This is a genomic window from Streptomyces sp. NPDC088124, from assembly GCF_040685895.1.
Lineage (GTDB): Bacteria > Actinomycetota > Actinomycetes > Streptomycetales > Streptomycetaceae > Streptomyces.
Genome location: NZ_JBFBJB010000004.1, coordinates 80533 through 101089, shown reverse-complemented (window position 1 = coordinate 101089; position 20557 = coordinate 80533). Strand labels below are relative to the sequence as shown.

At 70.8% G+C, this 20557-nt stretch carries 14 protein-coding genes and 1 riboswitch; of the genes, 9 read left to right on the top strand and 5 right to left on the bottom strand.

Annotated features, from left to right (window positions below; translation table 11 throughout):
* Window positions 1–3: 3 nt before the first annotated feature.
* The 3 genes from AB0P17_RS04375 (at window position 4) to AB0P17_RS04365 (ending at window position 1674) form a co-directional block, all read left to right on the top strand.
* Complete coding sequence (locus AB0P17_RS04375; protein WP_365807468.1) at window positions 4–222, top strand: DUF5326 family protein; 219 nt, start codon at window positions 4–6, stop codon at window positions 220–222.
* 143 nt (window positions 223–365) lie between these two features.
* A complete protein-coding gene (locus AB0P17_RS04370) occupies window positions 366–1136 on the top strand; it encodes an IclR family transcriptional regulator C-terminal domain-containing protein (RefSeq protein ID WP_365807467.1) in 771 nt (256 codons plus the stop codon).
* Between the two features lie 103 nt (window positions 1137–1239).
* Complete coding sequence (locus tag AB0P17_RS04365; protein ID WP_365807465.1) at window positions 1240–1674, top strand: SsgA family sporulation/cell division regulator; 435 nt, start codon at window positions 1240–1242, stop codon at window positions 1672–1674.
* Window positions 1675–1813: 139 nt separating this feature from the next.
* Here the strand turns inward: AB0P17_RS04365 and AB0P17_RS04360 are convergent, their stop codons facing one another.
* Window positions 1814–3238 carry a YibE/F family protein gene (locus tag AB0P17_RS04360; protein ID WP_365807463.1) on the bottom strand — a complete coding sequence of 475 codons (1425 nt, stop codon included), beginning with the start codon at window positions 3236–3238 and terminating at the stop codon, window positions 1814–1816.
* Between the two features lie 80 nt (window positions 3239–3318).
* A riboswitch (TPP riboswitch) is annotated at window positions 3319–3463 on the top strand.
* Here AB0P17_RS04360 and thiC point away from each other — a divergent pair.
* A complete protein-coding gene (gene thiC / locus AB0P17_RS04355; protein ID WP_365807461.1) occupies window positions 3456–5372 on the top strand; it encodes a phosphomethylpyrimidine synthase ThiC in 1917 nt (638 codons plus the stop codon). Its footprint overlaps the riboswitch before it by 8 nt.
* Window positions 5373–5483: 111 nt before the next feature.
* Here the strand turns inward: thiC and AB0P17_RS04350 are convergent, their stop codons facing one another.
* From AB0P17_RS04350 to AB0P17_RS04340, 3 genes are all read right to left on the bottom strand, one after another.
* Entirely contained in the window at window positions 5484–6329 is an 846-nt protein-coding gene (locus AB0P17_RS04350; protein WP_365807459.1) for a hypothetical protein, read from the bottom strand.
* Between the two features lie 150 nt (window positions 6330–6479).
* Complete coding sequence (locus AB0P17_RS04345; RefSeq protein WP_365807457.1) at window positions 6480–7910, bottom strand: metallophosphoesterase; 1431 nt, start codon at window positions 7908–7910, stop codon at window positions 6480–6482.
* A 421-nt stretch (window positions 7911–8331) separates the two neighbouring features.
* Window positions 8332–9444, bottom strand: coding sequence for a LacI family DNA-binding transcriptional regulator (locus AB0P17_RS04340; RefSeq protein ID WP_365807455.1), 1113 nt, complete (start codon window positions 9442–9444; stop codon window positions 8332–8334).
* 402 nt (window positions 9445–9846) lie between these two features.
* On the opposite strand from AB0P17_RS04340, the gene hisC reads away from it, so the two are divergent.
* The 5 genes from hisC to AB0P17_RS04315 all read left to right on the top strand — a co-directional run bounded on the left by hisC (window position 9847) and on the right by AB0P17_RS04315 (window position 19487).
* The gene (hisC, locus tag AB0P17_RS04335; RefSeq protein WP_365807453.1) at window positions 9847–10926 is read left to right on the top strand and encodes a histidinol-phosphate transaminase; all 1080 of its coding nucleotides are present in this window, start codon (window positions 9847–9849) and stop codon (window positions 10924–10926) included.
* A gap of 269 nt (window positions 10927–11195) precedes the next feature.
* Window positions 11196–12704, top strand: a complete 1509-nt coding sequence (locus AB0P17_RS04330; protein WP_365807452.1) for a cytochrome ubiquinol oxidase subunit I — start codon at window positions 11196–11198, stop codon at window positions 12702–12704.
* A gap of 14 nt (window positions 12705–12718) precedes the next feature.
* Window positions 12719–13753: a cytochrome d ubiquinol oxidase subunit II gene (cydB, locus tag AB0P17_RS04325; RefSeq protein ID WP_365807450.1), complete on the top strand. Its 1035-nt coding sequence runs from the start codon at window positions 12719–12721 to the stop codon at window positions 13751–13753.
* Between the two features lie 84 nt (window positions 13754–13837).
* On the top strand, window positions 13838–17608 hold the full coding sequence (gene cydD, locus AB0P17_RS04320; protein WP_365807448.1) for a thiol reductant ABC exporter subunit CydD: 3771 nt from the start codon (window positions 13838–13840) through the stop codon (window positions 17606–17608).
* Between the two features lie 43 nt (window positions 17609–17651).
* Window positions 17652–19487, top strand: a complete 1836-nt coding sequence (locus AB0P17_RS04315; protein ID WP_365807690.1) for a GAF domain-containing protein — start codon at window positions 17652–17654, stop codon at window positions 19485–19487.
* 68 nt (window positions 19488–19555) lie between these two features.
* Here the strand turns inward: AB0P17_RS04315 and AB0P17_RS04310 are convergent, their stop codons facing one another.
* Window positions 19556–20425, bottom strand: coding sequence for a Cof-type HAD-IIB family hydrolase (locus tag AB0P17_RS04310; protein ID WP_365807446.1), 870 nt, complete (start codon window positions 20423–20425; stop codon window positions 19556–19558).
* Window positions 20426–20557: the final 132 nt, after the last annotated feature.

The following is a 20557-nucleotide window of genomic DNA, read 5'->3' as shown; positions in this document are numbered from 1 at the left end:
ACGATGGCGGTTCGGGAGATGTTCACGGGCATGCCCTGGTGGGTCAAGTGGATCGCGGTGCCCGCGATCGCCATCGTGGTCTTCGGCGGGCTGATCATCAGCCTGCTCGCGTTCGTGATCGGCCTGCTGTTCAAGGTGCTGATATTCGTCGCCCTGGTCGGCGGACTGATCTACGTCGTACGGAAGTTCACGGCGTCGTCCTCGTCGCGCGGTGACTGGTAGGGCTGTCAGTCCATACGGCTGTTAGCCCGCCAGAGGGAAAGGTGAAGGGGAAACCAACCCCCGCCCCGACCTGCCCCTAGAGTGGCTCACCTCTGCCGCACCCGGCGGGCTCTCCGGCCCGTCAGCACGCCTGGGGGTGATCTTTGGTCACAGCTACATCCGCCGCGGCTCCCACCCTGATCGGATCGGTGCGGCGGGCGCTGCGACTGCTGGAGTCGGTGGGAGCCCATGCGCACGGAGCCACCGCGAAACAGCTCGCGCGCGAGGCGGGGCTCGCCCTCCCCACCGCCTATCACCTGCTGCGCACCCTCACCTACGAGGGCTATCTCCGACGCGAGAGGGGCGTCTTCGTTCTCGGGGACGCCGCCCAGCGGCTGGTGTGCGCCGGAGCCGCCCGGAGCCGCCGCGCCACCCTCGCCGAGGTCCTCGGCCGACTGCGCGACGCGCTCGGCGTCCCCGTGTACTTCGCGGTCTACCACGAGGGCGAGATGGACCTCCTCTGCGTGGCCGACAGTCCCGCGTGCCCCGCGGTCGACGCCCGCGCCGACTTCCGCGCGACCGCCCATGCCCACGCGATCGGCCAGTGCCTGCTGAGCCAGCTCGACGAGGCGTCCCGCCGGGACCACCTGGACCGCTATCCTGTCCGCCCGCTCACCCCGTACTCGGTACGGGACCGGAGCACCCTGCTGGAGCGTCTCGACTCGCTGGGGCGGATGGAACCGGTCGTGGCCCGCCAGGAGTACCGGCTCGGGACGGTCTGCGCCGCCGTACCGATCACTGTCGGATCCGCCGCGGCCGCGCTGGCCATTTCTATACCGCTCCGTCAACAGGAACGACTGCTTCCGGCGGCCGAGCGGTTACGCAGAGAGATTGGATCCCTGCTGACCTCGCAAATCCTCTCTATCAGTATCTGAAAAACTACTCCTTGTGATCTGCTAGCGCTTACAGGACTATGGCGTCAAGAGGGTCAACGGGGATCATTCCCAGCCACTGTTCCATCTACTCCGGAGTACAACGATGCGCGAGTCGGTCCAGGCCGAGGTCCTGATGAGCTTCCTCGTCTCCGAGGAGCTGTCGTTCCGTATCCCGGTGGAACTCCACTACAAGGTGGCTGATCCGTACGCGGTGCGCATGACGTTCCATCTGCCCGGCGACGCGCCTGTGACCTGGACTTTCGGCCGCGAGCTGCTGCTCGACGGCATCAACACGCCCAGCGGGGACGGGGATGTGCACATCTCGCCGACGACGCCCGAGGACCTGTCCGACGTCCATATGCGGCTCCAGGTCGGCGACGACCACGCGCTCTTCCGGGTCAGTGCCGCGCCGCTGGTGGCCTTCCTGGACCGTACGGACCGGTTGGTTCCGCTCGGCCAGGAGCGCACGCTCAGTGACTTCGAGGACAGTCTTGAGGAGGAGCTGGGTCGCATCCTCGCCGAGGAGAACGCCGGCTGACGGCTCGTTGAGGAGGCCGTCCGGGTGATTCCGGTGTCCGGGGTGTCCACGGGACCCCGGAAGGGTACGGACGGCCCCGCGGACTGCTCAGGGCCTCTGCGGGGCCGCTCCGGAGAGGGCTCGGAGAGGCTCGCCCGCCCTACTTCTTGCGGCGGCGGCCCCGGCTGCCCGGGGCGCGCGCGGGCGGCGCCGGCACCAGCACCCCAGGCTCCAGAGGCCCGGGGCCAGGCCCTGCTCCAGGACCCGCCCCCGGTCCCGCAGGGGCGGACGGCGCGGACGGAGCCGGGGGGTTCTCCGGGACGGACCGGTCGGCGGAGACCACCAGCGCCGCCAGCGCCGTGGTCACCGGCACCGACGCGACCAGACCGATCGACCCCACCAGCGTCCGTACGATCTCCTCCGCCACCAGCTCACTGTTGGCGACCGTCCCCACGCTCGACTGCGCGATGGAGAAGAGCAGAAGGAGCGGCAGCGCGGCGCCCGCGTAGGCCAGCACGAGCGTGTTGACCACGGACGCGATGTGGTCCCGGCCGATCCGGATGCCCGCCCGGTACAGCGCCCGCGGCCCCATCGTCGGATCCGCCTGGCGCAGCTCCCACACCGCCGAGGTCTGCGTCACCGTCACATCGTCCAGCACGCCGAGCGAACCGATGATCACGCCGGCGAGCAGGAGGCCGCTCATGTCGATCTCGGGGTAGAGGCCGTGGATCAGCCCCGTGCTGTCGTCGGTGTTACCGGTCAGGCTCGCCCAACCGATGAAGAGCGACCCCAGCAGTCCGATCAGCAGCAGCGAGATCAGGGTGCCGAGCACCGCCACCGAGGTGCGGGCCGTCAGCCCGTGACACAGATACAGCGCGACCAGCATGATCGCGCTCGCTCCCACCACCGCCACCACCAGCGGATTCGATCCCTGGATGATCGCCGGCAGGATGAACAGGGTCAGGATCGCGAACGAGACCACCAGCGCCACCAGCGCCATGACCCCCCGCATCCGCCCCACCACGATCACCGCGAGCGCGAAGATCCCCGCCAGCAGCGTCAGCGGGAACTGGCGGTCCACATCGGACACCGAGTACTGGAGATCACGGGGCGCGTCCGGTGCGTAGGCGACCACAACGCCCTGTTTCACGTGAAACTGCCGTGGCGCGTCCGGCTGGACGATCTCGATGAAGGTGTGGCCCTTCTCCTTGCCGCTCTTCAGCTCGACCGTCGCCTTCTTGCACTCGCCGGTCTCCTCCCGCACCGCCTCGCGGCCCTGGGGCGTGGAGGTGTCACCGGTCGACGGGACCTGGGAGGCGTTCACGTCCTTACAGGCGACCTGCTCGACCTGGACGACCTGGCCGTCGAAGGTCTGTCGGTCGAAGCCCACACCGGTCCGCTCGTGCGCGGGCGCACCGCCCGGCCAGAGCACGGCGAGCCCGACCACCACGGCGGCCGCGAACGGAATCAGCACCGCCGCGATCACCTTGCGGAGGTGCCGGGAGACCGGCGCGGCGGGTCCATGACTGTGTGAGTGGCCGTGTGCGTGGCCGTCCGATTCGTGGGTCTGTGTGGGTGGTGTCACCGACCGATCATCGCAAGAAGGCGGAGGAAGCGCGGGGCCCTCTGTTCAGCGCGCCCGATCTGACGCTAGCGTGGGGGCACCTTTGCACACGCGGGAGCTCGGAGCACCGGGCTGAGAGGGCGCTGACGTGTAGTCCCGGGGACGGGTCCCCGGACACCTGCGCTGCGCCGACCGCTGAACCTGTTACCGGGTAATGCCGGCGTAGGGAGTAGGTCTCATGACCGTTCAGGACGCACACACGCCTGCCTCCGGCTCGGAGGACACCAGCGCGGACATCAGCGCGGACCCGGCCCTCCGGGGCCGGACCGCGGGCGGACGGCCCATCGGCTGGCACAAGGGATACATCGAGGGCTCCCGCCCCGATCTCCGGGTGCCGGTCCGCCAGGTCCATCTCACCAACGGCGAGGACGTCACGCTGTACGACACCTCGGGCCCGTACACCGACCCCGCCGTCGACACCGACGTGCGCCGCGGACTCGCGCCGCTGCGAGAGAACTGGATCATCGGCCGCGGCGACACCGAGGAGTACGCGGGCCGGCCACCGCGACCCGAGGACGACGGGCTCAAGCACACTTCCCCGCGCGGGGGGCTGCTCCGGGGCGGAGCGGCCGATCTGCGGGGCCTCGACGCGGTCTTCCCCGGCCGGCCGCGCCAGCCCCGCCGGGGCCGTGAGGGCCGCGCCGTCACCCAGCTCGCGTACGCCCGTCGCGGGGAGATCACGCCGGAGATGGAGTACGTCGCGATCCGCGAGAACGTCTCCCCGGAGACCGTCCGCGAGGAGATCGCCGCGGGCCGCGCCGTACTGCCGGTCAACGTCAACCACCCGGAGATCGAGCCGATGATCATCGGTAAGCGGTTCCTGGTGAAGGTCAACGCCAACATCGGCAACTCCGCGGTCACCTCCTCCATCGAGGAGGAGGTGGAGAAGATGACATGGGCGACCCGTTGGGGCGCCGATACGGTCATGGACCTCTCCACCGGGCGCAACATCCACACCACCCGCGAGTGGGTGCTGCGCAACTCCCCCGTGCCCATCGGCACCGTTCCGCTCTACCAGGCGCTCGAAAAGGTCGACGGCAAGGCCGAGGAGCTGACCTGGGAGATCTACAAGGACACGGTGATCGAACAGGCCGAGCAGGGCGTCGACTACATGACGGTCCACGCCGGTGTCCTGCTGCGGTACGTCCCGCTCACGGCCCGCCGCAAGACCGGCATCGTCTCGCGCGGCGGCTCCATCATGGCCGCCTGGTGTCTCGCGCACCACAAGGAGTCGTTCCTGTACGAGAACTTCGACGAGCTGTGCGAGATCCTCGCCGCGTACGACGTGACGTACTCCCTCGGCGACGGGCTGCGGCCGGGCTCCATCGCGGACGCCAACGACGAGGCGCAGTTCGCCGAGTTGCGCACGCTGGGCGAGCTGAACTCGATCGCCAAGAGCCACCACGTACAGACGATGATCGAGGGCCCGGGCCATGTCCCGATGCACAAGATCAAGGAGAACATCGACCTCCAGCAGGAGATCTGCGAGGAGGCGCCGTTCTACACGCTCGGTCCGCTGACCACCGATGTGGCTCCGGCGTACGACCACATCACCTCCGGGATCGGCGCGGCGATGATCGCCTGGTGGGGGACGGCGATGCTCTGCTACGTCACCCCCAAGGAACACCTCGGCCTGCCGGACCGCGACGACGTGAAGACGGGCGTCATCACGTACAAGATCGCGGCCCACGCGGCGGATCTCGCGAAGGGCCACCCGGGGGCGCAGGAGTGGGACGACGCGCTGTCGGACGCCCGGTTCGAGTTCCGCTGGGAGGACCAGTTCAACCTGGCGCTCGATCCGGACACGGCACGGGAGTTCCATGACGAGACGCTGCCCGCGGAGCCCGCGAAGACGGCTCATTTCTGCTCGATGTGCGGGCCCAAGTTCTGCTCGATGAAGATCTCGCAGGACATCCGGCGCAAGCACGGCGGCGAGCTGGCGAGCGGCGCGCACGACACGGACGGCACGGACCGTGCGGGTGGCGCGGACCATACGGGCGGTGCGTCGGCCGACGAGATCGAGGCGGGCATGGCGGAGAAATCGAAGGAGTTCGCCGCCGCCGGCAACCGGGTCTATCTGCCGCTGGTCGACTGACCGCTCCCACGCCGGGCCGCTCGGAGGGCCCGGCCCCGGGACCCGCCTCGGGGCGCCCCGGGGGCGGCGTCGTTCATGACGTGACCGAGCGGCCCGGACCACCTGCCGGGGTCATTCCGGCCGGTGCTCCGGGCCGCCGAAGTCGGGGCTGGTGAAGTCCGGACCACTGAAGTCCGGGCTGCTGAAGTTCGGCCGCCGCCCGGCGGAGGAGCCCTCGTCGGGGCTGCTGAAGTCCGGCCTGCTGTAGCCGATCTTGGGGAACTGACCGGCGGAACGAGGCGGGGCGGGCGCCGCCGGGTCCGCGCTCGGGTCGTCCAGGGCGGCCCGCAGGAAGGGCAGGATGCCGCGCTCCAGCAGGGCATGGCGCCATGCCTCGCGCGCGCGGGCGACCTCGTCGGGCAGCTCTCCGCCGGCCGTCTCGTCGGCGGGAAGCTGGGTCGAGCTGTTGCGCAACGCGGTGACCAGCAGCCCTATCGCGGCGGCCAGGATGCCGAGCGCGGTGACGGCCGCGAAGAACCAGCCCACGGCGAGCATGCTGTCCGCGAACGCGGGCGCCGGGTCGAGGGCCTTCAGGAGATAGCCGACGAGCAGGAAGATCGCCGCCGCGGTGCCGCCGAGGATCGGGACCAGGACCGTGATGACGGCCGTGAGCCCGGCGCCGGAGTCCGTCGTGGCGTCCTCCGAGGGGGCCAGCACCGAGTCGCGGATGGACGTGGTGGTGCCCGGTGAGCGGGACTCCTCGCGGATCTTGGCGTAGTGCTCGTACTCCGCCGTCGCGGACGAGGCGATCCGGCCCGTCGCGTTCAGCGCCATGGTGCGCAGCTGCTCCGCGTTGAGCCGCTGCCCGACGGCGGCGAGGTCCGGACGTTCGTGTGCATTGCGCAGCACATCGCTGAGGATGCGCTCGAAATCCGCGCGATCCTCGCTCAGCAGGTGCGGAGCGCTTTTCATGTGCATCCCCCGATACTCCGTAGGGCCGTTGCGCCCGCGTGGAACGAGCCGCAGTCGGCGGAAATGGAGGAGAGCCTGCTACGGGTAAGCCGATGGTAGAGCGGTTTTGGCGTGCCGTAACAGGGGGTTTCCGGAAAACACCTGTCCTACATTGATTCAGTTGGCCAACGGAAGCTGTACGACCAGCAGTTTTCCTGCCATCGTGACTCCGCCGTCCATGGCGATCGCCAGCCCGTCGGCATATACGTGTGGCCCTTCCACGACCGGTCCGGTGTCGCCTTCGTCGTCCGACGCGTCTTCTGTGCCGACTTCGCCGAGCAGATAGGGAATCGGGCTGTGGCCGTGGACGACACGTCCTCCGCCGTACTGGGAGAGGAGTTCCTGGGCGGCCTGGGGGCCGCCTTCGTCACGGAACGCGAAGCGTTTGGTGAGTTTGCGGAACAGGTCCCAGCATTCGTCGGCGTCATTGCGCGTGAGGATCTGGTGGACGGCGTCGTTGACGTCGTCGATGGACGAACCGTAGTCGAGATAGGCCGTGGTGTCGGAGTGCATCAACAGATGCCCGTCCTCCTCGACCACCGCGTCGAGCCGGGACATCCACTGGAGATGGACGTCCTGGAGGCGCTCCATGTCGGTGCGCTGGCCGCCGTTGAGGATCCACGCGGCCTGGAAAGTGGCGGTGCCCGCACCGGAGTTGACCGGGGTGTCACCGAACCGCTTGGCGCCGATGAGGAGCAGTTCGTGATTGCCCATCAGCGCCTTGCAGTAGCCGCCGGCCGCCGCGGCCTCCGCGGAGAGCCGCATGACGAGGTCGATGACCCCGATGCCGTCGGGGCCGCGGTCGGTGAAGTCGCCGAGGAACCACAGGCGTGCGTTGCCGGCCGCCCACTGGCCCTCGGTGTCGATCAGGCCCTGTTCGCCGAGGGCGGCGACGAGTTCGTCGAGATAGCCGTGGACGTCGCCGACGACGTAGAGCGGTCCCGGTCCGTCGGAGTCGACGGCCTCGGTGGGGTCGACGTTGACCTGCACGGTGTCGCCCCGGTTGACCCTCTTGATCACCGGGAGGTCGCGTTCGGTGGGGGTGTACCCCTCCGGCATCCCGTCGGCGGGGACCGCGTCGCCGGGGTGGCCCGACACGTCGGCCGCCGGGCGCTCGGGGCTCTCGGCCGCGGGTACGGCGGCAGGGTGTGGGGCGGTGGCGGCGGGCGCGTCCTGGCCGCCGGCCGGCTGTTCGGGGACGGTGCCGAGCTGGTCCTGTGCGGTGACGAGCTGCTCCTGTACGGGGCCGAACTGCTCCTGTACGGCGCTCAGATCGTCCTGTACGGCGCCCTGTTGGTCCTGCGGGGCGGCTGACGGGCCCGGTACGGCGACCGGCTGCTCCGGCGCGCCGACGAGGGGCCCCGAGGCTCCGCCGGGCACGGGGGCGGCCGGTGTCTGCTGCCCGGGCCGGACCGGCTGCCCGGCCTGACCCGGCTGTGCGGACTGCACGGGAACCTGCGCGTACGGCGGCACCCGGAAGTCGCGCAACGTCGCCGTCCGCACCGCGGGTCCCTGACCGGCCCCCTGTGTCATCGACCCCTCCACCACCGTCGTGCCGCAATACACCTCTCGGCCCCGCCGCCCTGCCGGACGGAGTGAGCCCGTCGGCGGAAAAGGAAAGGTCCGTGGTGTCGTGCGCCCATCATAGGAATGACCTCGGGCCTCTGTGACGCACCAGGGGTGGTGAATCGAATCGTACCGCCGGTTCGGCGGCTGTTTTCTCGCTGATCGCCCGAAATGCGGAAGGTCCGACCGTTCGGCCGGACGCCGGAATCCGCGGGCCGCACGGCCCCACGGGGCGCCGAGAGGCGTTGTACGGCCCCGAATTGCCGGGCGCCCGGGCGGTGGCGTCCCGCTTTCGTACCGCCTCCGTACCGGTTCCGTACGGCGCCGACGGAGGCGGTACGGAACCGGTGGGGCGGGCCCCGTACCGGCACGGCCGTGGCGTACGCGTCGCCTACGGCTGCGGTCAGTCGCCCGCCGGGGAGCGGGGAGCGCTGACGGTGGTGCGCGGCGGGCGCCGCTGTGAGGAGGTTCTGATGATCAGTTCGGTCGGTATCACCTGCTCGACCGGCCGGTCGGCCTCGATCCCCTCGATGGCGTCGATGAGGAGCTGGATGACGGCGGTGCCGATCCGGCGCGGCTTCAGCGAGAGCGTGGTGACGGGCGGTTCGGTGGAGGCGTACACCGTGGACTCGCTGCAGCAGACGATCAGCAGGTCCTCCGGTACCCGCAGCCCGTACCGCCGGGCGGCGGCGAGCAGATCGGTGCCGTTGGGGTCGAAGAGGCCGTAGACGGCGTCCGGGCGGTCCGGGCGGGCCAGCAGCCGGTCGGCGGCGACGGCCCCGGCGCACGGGTCGTGGGCGGGGTAGGACTCGTAGACCGGATCCTGGCCGACACGCTCGCACCAGTGCAGGTACGCCGTGGTGGAGAGCCGGGTGTAGGTGTCCGTGGTGGTGCCGGTGAGCAGCCCGATACGGCGGGCTCCGGCGTCGGCGAGATGGTCGAGCAGGTCGAGGACGGCCGCCTCGTGGTCGTTGTCGACCCAGGCGGTGACGGGAAGGGTGCCCGCGGGCCGGCCGTCGGAGACGACGGGCAGGCCCTGGCGGACGAGTTCGGCGACGACGGGATCGTGGTCGGAGGGGTCGATGACCACGGTGCCGTCGAGGGCGACGTTCGCCCAGACGTCGTGGCGGGAGGTGGCGGGGAGGATGACGAGGGCGTAGCCGCGGGCGAGGGCGGCTGAGGTCGCGGCCCTCGCCATCTCGGCGAAGTAGGCGAACTCGGTGAAGGTGAAAGGTTCATCCCCGTACGTGGTCACGGTCAGGCCGATGAGCCCCGACTTGCCGGTACGGAGGGTTCGGGCGGCGGCGGACGGGCGGTAGCCGAGGCGCTCCGCTACTTCTCGGACATGGCTCCGGGTGGCGTCGGGTAACCGTCCCTTGCCGTTGAGCGCGTCCGAGACAGTCGTGATGGAGACACCGGCTGCGGCGGCGACGTCCCGGATGCCCGCCCGACTCTGCCGGCTTCCCCGGCGGGTTGTGTCCGTCCGGCTCACCTGGTGTTTCCCTGCTGCTGTCATGGCGAGCCGATAGTAGGGCTCGATCGGGCGGTGGGGCCGGTCGCATATGCACCCGGCAGCAGGCACGTTTCTGCAAGACGGACCAAGGCCAACCTCCTTGGAACACAAGGGAGTTAATCGTTACTGCCATGGTCTCCTATGCGAGGAGCGGTCTGGACCTGTTGAGAGGCCCATGTTTCGAAGAGGTCTCAACTCACCTCTACGAGGGATGCGCGCCACGGCGTGAGCCACCGGCGCTCGGGAAGGACGGAAGTGCTCCCCCTGTTTTCCGGAGCCTGCGTCCTTTTCCGGGCGCCCGGCGTCCGCGGCGGCCGTCAATCCTCATAAGGTGAGCAGCATTGAAGGCGCCCGGACGGTGCAGGGCCGGGCGCCCACCGGATGAACGGCCGAGGAGGACCCGCGGTGAGCGAGACGAGCCCCAAGCTGCGCGCCGAGCTGGACGGCATTCCGACGTACAAGCCGGGCAAGCCGGCCGCGTCGGACGGGCCCGTCGCCTACAAGCTGTCCTCCAACGAGAACCCTTATCCCCCGCTGCCCGGGGTGATGGAGCAGGCGGTCTCGGCCGCCGGGGCCTTCAACCGCTATCCCGACATGGCCTGTACCGGGCTGATGAACGAGCTGGCCGACCGGTTCGGTGTGCCCGTCTCGCACCTCGCGACCGGCACCGGTTCCGTGGGCGTCGCACAGCAGCTTCTCCAGGCCACGGCGGGGCCCGGCGACGAGGTCGTCTACGCCTGGCGCTCCTTCGAGGCGTACCCGATCATCACACAGATCTCGGGGGCGACCTCCGTCCAGGTGCCGCTGACGCCGGGCGATGTGCACGACCTGGACGCGATGGTCGACGCGATCACCGACCGGACCCGGCTGATTTTCGTCTGCAACCCGAACAACCCGACCGGCACGGTGGTGCGCCGGGCCGAGCTGGAACGATTTCTCGACCGGGTACCGGGCGATGTGCTGGTGGTGCTGGATGAGGCGTACCGCGAGTTCAATCGGGACCTGGAAGTGCCGGACGGCGTGGAGATCTACCGCGACCGTCCGAACGTGGCGGTGCTGCGTACCTTCTCCAAGGCGTACGGGCTGGCCGGGCTGCGGGTCGGATTCGCGATCGCGCACGAGCCGGTCGCCACCGCGCTGCGGAAGACGGCGGTCCCCTTCGGTGTGAGCCAGATCGCACAGGAGGCGGCGGTCGCCTCGCTGCGCGCCGAGGACGAGCTGCTGGGACGGGTCGGATCGCTGGTCGCGGAGCGCGAGCGGGTGTACGAGGGACTGGTCGGCCAGGGGTGGACGGTGCCCGTGACGCAGGCCAACTTCGTCTGGCTGCGGCTCGGCGAGCGGACGGCGGCCTTCGCGGCGGCGTGCGAGGCGGCGAGAGTGGTCGTACGGCCCTTCGCGGGCGAGGGCGTACGGATCACGATCGGCGAGCACGAGGCCAACGACCTCTTCCTCCGGACGGCGGGGGCGTTCCGCAAGGAGCTCTAGCCCGGCTCCGGTGTCGGTTCGAACGCGCATTTCATTCGAACGTGGATTTCAGGGGTGATCTCTGTGAGGTCACCCCTGACGCGTGTCCAAGCCAGGGGAGGGGCGTTTCGGGGAGTCGGCGCTCGTTCCTTGAGGGACCCCCCCCCCGCGAAGATCCGGAAGACTTGTGCGACATAATGCTTGTGAATGTGAACGCGTTCACAAGCTCGTCCGGTTCCAGGCGTTACGCCCCGGTCAAAAGGGACAGGCTTGACGTAAGGAGAGAAGACGTGGATCTCGCTCTGGCGCCGGAGACCCTGGCGCGCTGGCAGTTCGGCATCACGACCGTCTACCACTTCCTCTTCGTCCCCCTGACGATCTCGCTCGCCGCGCTCACCGCCGGGTTGCAGACCGCGTGGGTCCGCACGGAGAACCCGAAGTACCTCAGAGCCACCAAGTTCTGGGGCAAGCTGTTCCTGATCAACATCGCGATGGGTGTGGTCACCGGCATCGTGCAGGAGTTCCAGTTCGGTATGAACTGGTCCGACTACTCGCGCTTCGTCGGTGATGTCTTCGGCGCCCCGCTCGCCTTCGAGGCGCTGATCGCCTTCTTCTTCGAGTCCACCTTCATCGGGCTGTGGATCTTCGGCTGGGACAAGCTGCCGAAGAAGATCCACCTGGCCTGCATGTGGATGGTCTCGATCGGCACGATCCTCTCCGCGTACTTCATCCTGGCGGCCAACTCCTGGATGCAGCACCCGGTCGGCTACCGGATCAACAAGGAAGCGGGACGGGCCGAGCTCACCGACTTCTGGCGGGTTCTCACCCAGGACACGGCGCTCACCCAGTTCTTCCACACCTTGACCGCCGCGTTCCTCGTCGGCGGCGCCTTCATGGTCGGCATCGCGTCCTTCCACCTCCTGCGCAAGAAGCACATCCCTGTGATGCGCACCTCACTGCGCCTCGGTCTGATCACCGTCGTCGTCGCGGGCATGCTCACCGCCGTCAGCGGCGACACCCTCGGCAAGGTCATGTACAAGCAGCAGCCGATGAAGATGGCCGCCGCCGAGGCGCTGTGGGACGGCGAGGGGCCCGCACCGTTCTCCGTGTTCGCCTACGGAGATGTCGACAAGGGCCACAACAAGGTCGCCATCGAGATCCCCGGACTTCTCTCCTTCCTCGCCAACAGCGACTTCACCTCGCACGTCCCCGGTATCAACGACATCAACAAGGCCGAACAGGAGAAGTACGGCCCCGGCGACTACCGGCCCAACATCCCCGTCGCCTACTGGTCCTTCCGCTGGATGATCGGCTTCGGCATGGCGTCCTTCGGCCTCGGCCTGCTCGGACTCTGGCTCACCCGCAGGAAGTTCCTGCTGCCGCCGGCCCTGCGGACCGGCGAGGACGAAGTTCCACACCTCGTCCTCTTCCGCAACAAGGCGCTCAGCCCCAGGTTCGCCAAGTGGTACTGGATCACCGCCCTCTGGACGCTGCTCTTCCCGCTGATCGCCAACTCCTGGGGCTGGATCTTCACCGAGACGGGCCGGCAGCCCTGGGTGGTGTACGGAGTCCTGCGCACCGCGGACGCCGTCTCCCCCGGCGTCTCCCAGGGCGAGGTGATCGCCTCGATGATCGTCTTCACCCTGCTGTACGCGGTCCTCGCGGTCGTCGAGGTCAAGCTGCTCGTGAAGTACGTGAAGGCCGGACCGCCGGAGCTCACGGAGGACGACCTCAATCCGCCCACCAAGATCGGCGGCGACCACGCGGACGCCGACCGGCCGATGGCCTTCTCGTACTGAGGAGTTGAGGAGTTATGCACCTTCACGACGTCTGGTTCGTGCTGATCGCCGTCCTCTGGACCGGCTACTTCTTCCTCGAAGGATTCGACTTCGGCATCGGGGTCCTGACCAAGCTGCTGGCCCGCGACCGCAAGGAGCGCCGGGTCCTCATCAACACCATCGGGCCCGTCTGGGACGGCAACGAGGTCTGGCTGCTGAGCGCCGCCGGAGCCACCTTCGCGGCCTTCCCCGACTGGTACGCCACCCTCTTCTCCGGCTTCTACCTGCCGTTCCTGCTCATCCTGGTCTGTCTGATCCTGCGCGGGGTCGCCTTCGAGTACCGGTCCAAGCGGCCCGAGGAGAGGTGGCAGCGCAACTGGGAGCACACCATCTTCTGGACCTCCCTGATCCCCTCCCTCATGTGGGGCTTCGTCTTCGCCAACATCGTGCAGGGCGTGAAGATCGACGCGGACATGGAGTACGCGGGCAACCTCGCGGATCTGCTGAACCCGTACGCGCTGCTCGGCGCGCTGGTGACGCTCGCCCTCTTCACCTTCCACGGCACGGTGTTCGCCGCGCTCAAAACGGTGGGGGACATCCGGGTCAGGGCCAGGAGGCTGGCGCTCGGCCTGGGCGCCGTCACCGCCGTGCTGGGGCTCGGCTTCCTGGCCTGGACGCAGGCGGACAACGGTGACGGGGCGAGCCTGGTCGCGGCGGTCGTCGCCGTGGCCGCGCTGGTGACCGCGGTCGGGGCCGTCGCGGCGGGGCGTGAGGGCTGGTCCTTCACCTTCTCCGGGGTGACCGTTGTCGCGGTGGTCGCGATGCTCTTCCTGACGCTGTTCCCGAACGTCATGCCGTCCTCGCTGAACGAGGCGTGGAACCTGACGGTGACGAACGCCGCCTCCACCCCGTACACCTTGACGATCATGACCTGGTGCGCGGGGATCGCGACACCCGTCGTGCTGCTCTACCAGGGCTGGACATACTGGGTGTTCCGCAAGCGGATCGGGACGCAGCACATCGCGGACGCGCAGCACGGAGCCGATACGCGCCCGGTCGTCGACGCGTAACGGGGGTTCGGCAGTGGGTGGCAGCAGGCGTCGCAGGAGTAGTCGTAGCGGCCGCGGTCGTAGCGGCGGGAGTGGGTGTTTCACGTGAAACCAATCGATCCGCGTCTGCTCCGGTACGCCCGCGCCACCCGTCTCTTCCTGGTGGCCGTGGTGGCGCTCGGGGTGGCGGGGGCGGCGCTGGTGATCGCCCAGGCGATGCTGATCGCCGAGGTGGTGGTCGGTGCGTTCGAGCGCGGGTACGACGCCTCCGACCTGCGTACTCCCCTGCTGCTGCTCGCGACCGTGGCTGTCGGGCGCGCCCTGGTCTCCTGGCTGACGGAGCTGGCGGCCCACCGGGCGAGCGCGGCGGTCAAGTCCGAGCTGCGCGGCCGGCTGCTGGAGCGGGCGGCCGCGCTCGGGCCCGCCCGGCTGGGCGGCCGGCGCATCGGTTCGCTGGTCGCGCTGGCCACCCGGGGGATCGACGCGCTGGACGACTACTTCGCGCGTTATCTGCCCCAGCTCGGGCTCGCGGTGGTCGTCCCCGTGGCGGTGCTCGCGCGCATCGTCACCGAGGACTGGGTCTCGGCGGCGGTGATCGTCGTGACGCTGCCGCTCGTCCCGATGTTCATGATCCTCATCGGCTGGGCCACGCAGTCCCGGATGGACCGGCAGTGGCGGCTGCTGTCCCGGCTGTCCGGTCACTTCCTGGACGTGGTCGCCGGGCTGCCGACCCTCAAGGTCTTCGGCCGTGCCAAGGCCCAGGCCGAGTCGATCCGTACGATCACCTCCGAGTACCGCCGGGCCACCGTGCGCACCCTGCGGATCGCCTTCCTGTCGTCGTTCGCGCTGGAACTGCTCTCGACGCTCTCGGTGGCACTGGTCGCCGTCGGCATCGGGATGCGGCTCGTCCACGGCGACCTCGATCTGTACACCGGGCTGGTGGTGCTCGTGCTCGCGCCCGAGGCGTATCTGCCGATCCGGCAGGTCGGGGCGCAGTACCACGCGGCGGCCGAGGGGCTCTCCGCCGCCGAGGAGATCTTCGCGGTCCTGGAGACGGAGCCCGCCGCACGCGGTACGGAAACGGTGCCGCGCGCCGAGGAGACTCCGGGCACGCCGCGGCTGGAACTGGAGGGGGTGACGGTCCGCCATCAGGGTCGTACGGAACCCTCGCTGGACGCGGTCACCCTGGCGGTCGAGCCGGGGGAGACCGTCGCCCTGGTCGGCCCGAGCGGCGTCGGGAAGACCACGCTGCTCCACGCGGTGCTCGGCTTCGCCGTACCGGACGAGGGCCGGGTACGGGTGAACGGCCGGGATCTCGCCTCCCTCGACCCGGAGCGCTGGCACGAGACCATCGCCTGGGTCCCCCAGCAGCCGTACCTCTTCGCCGGGACGATCGCCGAGAACGTACGGCTGGCCCGTCCCGACGCGGACGACACGGCCCTGGTCACCGCGTTGCGGGACGCGGGCGCGTACGACTTCGTGTCGGCGCTTCCCCACGGCGCGGAGACCGTGCTCGGCGAGGACGGTGCCGGTCTCTCGGCCGGACAGCGCCAACGGCTCGCCCTGGCCCGGGCCTTTCTCGCCGACCGGCCGCTGCTGCTCCTGGACGAGCCCACCGCGGCGCTCGACGGGGAGACGGAGGCGGGCATCGTCGAGGCGGTACGGCGGCTGGCGGCGGGCCGCACGGTCCTCCTGGTCGTCCACCGGCCGGCGCTGCTCGCGGTGGCGGACCGGGTGATCGCCCTCCCGGAGCGGCCGGAGAAGCCGGAGAAGCCGGAGGGACCGGAGGGGTCTGCGCCGTCGGAAGGGGGCGCCCGGCCGGTGCGTCCGGCGGGGCGTACGGAGACGGCGGTGTCCTCGGACGGCCTCTCCGCGGTGGAGCTGCGCGAACGCGCGGCGCTGCTGGACCCGTCGGCGGGGGAGCCGGCCGGCCCGGCCGAGGAGTCCGTCCGTACGGCCGACTCCGTCTCCGGAAGTGAGCAGGCGGAGGAGACGGCAGAGACGGCGGGGACGGAGAAGACAGCGGGGGCGGAGAAGACGGCGGCCGGCGGTGCGGCCCTGGCGGCCCGGAGCCCGCTCGCCCGGATGCGGGACGCCGCCGGGGCACTGCGGGGCCGCTTCGTGCTGGCCCTGGTACTCGGCAGCTGCGCACTCGGCTCGGCCGTCGGCCTCATGGCCGTCTCCGGCTGGCTGATCTCGCGCGCCTCGGAGCAGCCCCCGGTGCTCTATCTCATGATCGCGGTCACCGCGACCCGCGCCTTCGGCATCGGCCGGGCCGTGTTCCGGTACGCCGAGCGCCTCGTCTCGCACGACGCGGTGCTCAGGATGCTCGCGGACCTCCGGGTCTCCGTGTACCGGCGGCTGGAACGCATCGCGCCCGCCGGGCTGCGCGTCACGCGGCGCGGTGATCTGCTGTCCCGGCTCGTCGCGGACGTGGACGAACTCCAGGACTACTGGCTCCGCTGGCTGCTTCCGGCCGGTACCGCCGTGCTCGTCTCCCTGGGCGCCGTCGGCTTCACCGCCTGGCTGCTGCCCGAGGCGGGCGCCGCCCTGGCGGTCGGGCTGCTCGCCGCCGGAGTCGGCGCCCCGCTGCTGAGCGGCGTCTGTGCCCGCCGCACCGAGCGGCAACTGGCCCCGGCGCGCGGGCTACTGGCCACCCAGGCCGTCGATCTGCTCCGGGGCACCGCCGAGCTGACCGTCGCGGGCGCGCTGCGCGGCCGGCTGCGCCGGGTGCGCGCGGCCGACGCGACGCTGACGTCGATCGCCTCGCGCAGCGCGGGAGCCCAGGCGCTCGGCGCCGGACTCACCGCGCTGATCTGCGGCGTGACCGTGGCCGCCGCCGCGTTCCTGGGCGTCCAGGCCGTGCACGCGGGGCGGCTCGCGGGTATCGAGCTGGCCGTGATCGTGCTGACCCCGCTCGCCGCGTTCGAGGCCGTCACCGGGCTGCCGCTCGCCGTGCTCCACCGGCAGCGGGCCCGCCGCAGCGCCGAGCGGGTGTGCGAAGTGCTGGACGCGCCCGTCCCCGTACGGGAGCCGGAACGGCCCGCGCCCGCGCCCGGATCGCCCTTCCCGCTGGAGGTGCGCGGGCTGTCGGCGCGGTACCCGGGGCAGCGGCGGGACGCGCTCGCGGGCTTCGACCTGACGCTGACCGCCGGGAAGCGCGTCGCCGTCGTCGGACCCTCGGGCTCGGGCAAGACCACGCTCGCCCAGGTGCTGCTGCGCTTCCTCGACGCCCGCGAGGGCAGCTGCCGTTTCGGCGGCACGGGTGGCGGTACGGATCTGGCCGCGCTCGACGGGGACACCGTACGGCGCCTTGTCGGGCTCTGCGCCCAGGACGCCCACCTCTTCGACAGCTCCGTCCGGGAGAACCTCCGGCTCGCCCGGACGGACGCGGACGAGGACGACCTGCGGGACGCGCTGCGCCGCGCGCGGCTGCTCGACTGGGTCGACGCGCTGCCCGCCGGGCTCGACACCCTCGTCGGCGAGCACGGCGCCCGGCTCTCCGGCGGCCAGCGCCAGCGCCTCGCGCTGGCCCGCGCGCTCCTCGCGGACTTCCCGGTACTGCTCCTCGACGAGCCCGCCGAACATCTCGACCTGGCGACGGCCGACGCGCTGACCGTCGATCTGCTGGCGGCGACCGAGGGGCGGACGACGCTGCTCATCACCCACCGGCTGCGGGGACTCGAAGCGGTCGACGAGGTGATCGTGCTCGACGAGGGCCGCACCGTACAGCGCGGTCCGTACGGTGAACTCGCCGCCGTCGAGGGGCCGCTGCGGCGGATGCTGGAGCGGGAGCGGGCCGGTGATCTGCTCGGCGCGACCATGGCGGCGCAGGCCGGTGGCACCACGGAGCGGGAAATCCGACTTTCGGTGTGAAATAGCCCTTATTACTCTCGGGTCCATGGAAGAGCCCGAACACCTGGACCCGCCGGATCCGCTCGACCCCCTGGAAGCGGCCACCCGCGCGGCCGCCAGTCTGGAAGGGCTCTCCGCCGAGACCACCGCACGGGTCCCCCAGCTCCTGGAGGCGATGTGCTCCGTCGGCGCGGGGCGCGGCCTGCACGCCACGCTCGACCGGATCTGCTCGACCGCCGCCGAACTCGTCGGCGCCCGGTACGCCGCGATCGGTGTCGTCGACGAACTGGGCGACGGGCTCTCGGACTTCGTCACATACGGGGTCGACGCGGACACGGCCCGGCGCATCGGCCACCGTCCCGACGGACACACCGGGCTCCTCGGTGCGCTGATCAGCCATCCTGAGGCGATCCGGCTCGCCGATCTGACGAAGGACCCGCGCGCGGCCGGATTCCCACCGGGACATCCCCCGATGCGCACGTTCCTCGGAGTCCCGGTCCGGGGCCAGGGCGAGGTCTACGGGAACTTCTATCTCGCGGAGAAGATCGGTGCCGGGAAGCCCCGCGCCGGGAAGTCCGGTGCCGGGAAGTCCACCGGAGCCGAGGCCGACGGGGCGGAGCCCGAGGAGCCGCGGCCCGCGGAGTTCACCGACCATGACCTGCACATGGTGCGCGTCCTGGCCACCGAGGCGGGCATCGCCATCGGCAACGCCCGGCTGTACGAGGCGGCCCGGCAGCGCGAACGGTGGATCGACGGCTCGGTCGCCGTCACCACCGCGCTCCTTTCCGGTGGCTCCACCGAGGACGCGCTCAACATCGTCGCGGAACAGGCCCACCGCCTCGCGGACGCGGCGATGGCCTCGGTGATGCTCCGTACGCCCAGCGGTGAACTGGAGGTCGTCGCCGTCTCCGCCGATCGCCCCCGCGTCAGGCCCGGCTACCTCATCCCGGCCGAGAGCCCCGCCGCCGCGGCCCTGCTGGCGGGCGAGGCCGTCATCGTCGACGACGCCCGCAGCGATCCGCGCGTGATCACCGAGATGGCCTCGCTGTACGGCCCGATCATGCTGCTGCCGCTGCGCACCGACGGCAGGGTGCTCGGCGCGCTGGTGATGCCGCGGGAACGGGGCGCGCTCCCGTTCGGCGAGCGGGAGCGCACACTGGCGGGTCAGTTCGCCTCGCAGGCGGCGCTGGCGCTGATGATGGCCGGGGCGCAGCACGACCGGGAGCGGCTGGCGGTCCTGCAGGACCGTGACCGGATCGCCCGTGACCTCCACGATCTGGTGATCCAGCGGCTGCACGCCACCGGGATGATGCTGGAGAGCGCCCAGCGCGGCACGGTGGCGCGGGAGGTCCACCAGGGCATCGACCAGGCCGTCGAGGCGCTGGACGTGACGATCCAGGAGATCCGCGCGGCGATCTTCGCCCTCCAGCAGGGCCCCGCGGAGGCGCCGTCGGGGGTACGGACGCGGGTTCTGCGGGAGATCAACATGGCGGCGGTGCCGCTCGGCTTCACCCCCACGTACCGCTTCGTCGGCCCGATCGACGCGGCCGTGGGCGAGCCGTACGGGAAGAACCTGATCGCCGCGCTCCGGGAGGCCCTTTCCAACGCCTTCCGGCACGCGCGCGCGTCCCGTATCGAGGTGGTCGTGGACGCGACGGCACAACTCGCCGACGGGAGGAGGGCGGTACGGCTGACCGTCGCGGACGACGGCGTGGGTATCCCGGCCGGAGGACGGCGCAGCGGCCTGCGCAACCTCCGGCGGCGGGCCGAGTCGCTGGGCGGGGCGAGCTGGTCCGAGCCGGGGCTCGGCCATGACGCGGGTGAAAGGGGAGAGACAGAAGAGGTGGAAGAAGCGGGAGGTGCGGGAGGCGCCACGGTGATCTGGGAGGTGCCGTTGTGAGCCCCCTCGGTAGTGGAGCGGTACCGGCGGCGGAGGGCCTGGTGCGAGGGGGCGGCCGCCCGGGCGTCTCAGAGCCGCGCGAGGATCTGCTCGATGACGACCGCGACGCCGTCCTCGTCGTTGGTGACCGTACGGCCGGACGCGGCGGCCAATACGTCCGGGTGGGCGTTGCCCATGGCGTACGACGTGCCCGCCCAGGTCAGCATCTCCAGGTCGTTGGGCATGTCCCCGAAGGCGACGACCTCGTCGGAGGAGATGGAGCGCTCGGCGCAGCAGAGGGCGAGCGTGCTCGCCTTGCTCACGCCCAGGCCGCTGATCTCCAGGAGCGCGGTCGGGCTGGAGCGGGTGACGGTGGCGTGGTCCCCCGCCACCGTACGGGCCAGGGCGAGGAAGCCGTCCGGGGTCAGCTCGGGGTGGTGGGCGAGCAGCTTCAGGACGGGGGCGGAGCCGTCGTCGGTCTCCTCGGCCCGCAGGAGCTTCTCCGCGGTGGCGATGGTGGCGCCCGGGTCCTGGGAGAAGGTCGGGTACGCCGGCTCGTAGTTGATCCCGGTGGTCTGCTCGACCGCGAAGGTCGCCCCGGGGGCGGCGTCGCGCAGCGCCCCGACGAGGTCCAGGGCGGTCGCCCGGTCCAGCGGGCGGGCCATGAGCAGTCTGCCGCCGGAGTGCAGGTCGACGACCGCGGCGCCGTTGGCGCAGATCGCCATGCCGTGGCCGTGCACATGGGCGCTGACGACATCCATCCAGCGGGCGGGCCGGCCGGTGACGAAGAAGACCTCGATACCGGCCTCCTCGGCGGCTTCGAGCGCGGCGATCGTACGGTCCGAGACGGACTTGTCGCTGTGCAGCAACGTTCCGTCCAGATCCGTGGCGATGAGCCGGGGCCGGGCGGGAAGCGGGGAGGAGTCGGGTGCGGGAGCGGATCCACGGGGCGAGGTCACGGGGCCATTCTCACGTACGGCCCCGCACGGGCGGGCGGAGGGGCGCACGTTTGAGCCGACCCCGGACAGCGGTCCGCGCCTCGGCCGGTGTCGCCCGGGCCGACCTGGACCCGTGCCGGTGTCCCCCCGGGC